The sequence below is a fragment of the Streptomyces niveiscabiei genome, from assembly GCF_001419795.1.
Classification (GTDB): Bacteria; Actinomycetota; Actinomycetes; order Streptomycetales; family Streptomycetaceae; genus Streptomyces; species Streptomyces niveiscabiei.
Genome location: NZ_LIRL01000493.1, coordinates 1 through 1,713, shown reverse-complemented (window position 1 = coordinate 1,713; position 1,713 = coordinate 1). Strand labels below are relative to the sequence as shown.

Below are 1,713 nucleotides of genomic sequence, written 5' to 3'. Positions count from 1 at the left end.
GCCGAGGCCCTCGACCTCCACCGCCGCAGCGAGCGCATCTGCCGCGCCGGGGACCCCGGCGCGGCAGATGCGCTCGCTGCGGCGGTGGAGGTCGAGGGCCTCGGCGGGGCGGCCGGTCTGGCGCAGGAGTGTGCCGAGGGTGTTGAGGACGCTGAGTTCGGCGAGGCGGGCCTGGGGGGAGGGGAGGGGGGCGAGGCAGCGGGTGGCCTTGCGCAGGCGGTCTTCCGCTTCGGAGTCTCGGCCCAGCCGGTGCAGGGCGCCCGCCGCGTAGCCGAGCGACCAGCCCTGCTGGAGGCCGTCCCCGCATTCGCGGGCCGCGACCTGTGCCTCGTCGGCCGCGACGAGCGCGGCGCGGGGGTCGTGCACGCACAAGTTGTACGCCCAGGCGAGGTAGTTGAGGTGGACCGCCTCTTCCTGCCTGCTGCCCAGGAGCCTCGCCGAGTCCGCCGAGCAGCGGAAGACCTCCACCCACTGCTCCCAGTGCTGGTTGACGTCCGAGAACCAGTGCATCGCCCTTGCCGCGTCCAGGACTTGGCGGTGCCGGCCCGTCTCGTGGGCCCGGTGCAGCGCGGCCAGCCACTGGGCGCGTTCGGCCTCAAGCCAGGCTCGGGCCTCCTCGCGGCCGGTGGGCGCGGTGGCCGGGTCGGGGTCGTCCTGCGCCTCGGTGCGCTCGTGGTCGACGTCGAAGTACAGGGCGGCCGTTGTGGCCCGGCGCAGCATCCAGTCGGCCGTGCGGTCGAGGGCTTCGGCCCGTGCCTCGGCGGGGTCCTCGGACCCGGTCAGCTCCGTGGCGTACAGCTTGAGGAGGTCGTGGAAGCGGTAGCGCTCCGCGAGGGGGTCGCTCTGGAGGAGGCCCGCGTCCGTCAACTCCTCGGCGCGGGCGGCCGTTTCGTCGTACGGGAGGTCCGCCAGGAGCGCGGCCGTCTCGGGGCTGAAGTCGCCTCCGGCGGCCAGCGCGGAGCGCCGTAGCAAGGTCCTTGAGGCGGGCGGGAGTTGGCGGTACGAGAGTTCGAATGCCGCCCGTACCTGGAGAGTTCCGGCCTGGAGGGCGTCCAGTCTGCGGCCCTCGGCCCGCAGGCGCGCGGCGAGTTTGGCGAGGCGTTCGTGCGGGCGGGCCGCCAGGCGTTGGCCGGCGATCCGGACGGCCAGGGGGAGGTGGCCGCACAGGTCGGCGAGGTCCCGGGCGGCCTGCGCCTCCGCCTGGACGCGGTCCGCGCCGACGATGCGGGTCAGCAGCTCCACCGCCTCCTCGCGGCGCAGCAGCGACAGGTCCGTGCGGTGGACCGACTCCAGGCCCGCGAGGGTGTGGCGGCTGGTGATGATCGTCAGGCCGGTGCCCGGGAGGAGGGGGGCCACCTGGGCTTCGTCGATCGCGTTGTCCAGCAGCAGGAGCAGGCGCTTCTCGCCGGCCAGCGAGCGCCAGAGGCCCGCGCGGTCCTCGGTGGTGGAGGGGATGTCCGCCGCGCCGAGCGCCTTGAGCAGGCGGGCCAGCGCGTCCCTCGGGGTGGTGGGGGTGGTCATCCCCTGGAGATCCAGGGCGAGTTGGCCGTCCGGGAAGTGCGGGGCCAGGCGGTGGGCGGCGTGGACCGCGAACGCCGTTTTGCCCAGGCCGGGTTGGCCGGAGACGACGGTGATCTGCGGGAGCTTGTCCGCCAGTTGGGCCAGGGCCGGGGCGCGTGCGGTGAAGTCCTGGATGTCCCGGGGGAGGGGGAG

At 74.7% G+C, this 1,713-nt stretch carries 1 protein-coding gene; it reads right to left on the bottom strand.

All coding sequences use genetic code 11. The annotated features are described in order from the left end of the window. A partial coding sequence (locus AOK24_RS23610) for a tetratricopeptide repeat protein (RefSeq protein WP_055722074.1) occupies nucleotides 1-1,713 on the bottom strand: 1,713 nt, incomplete at both ends.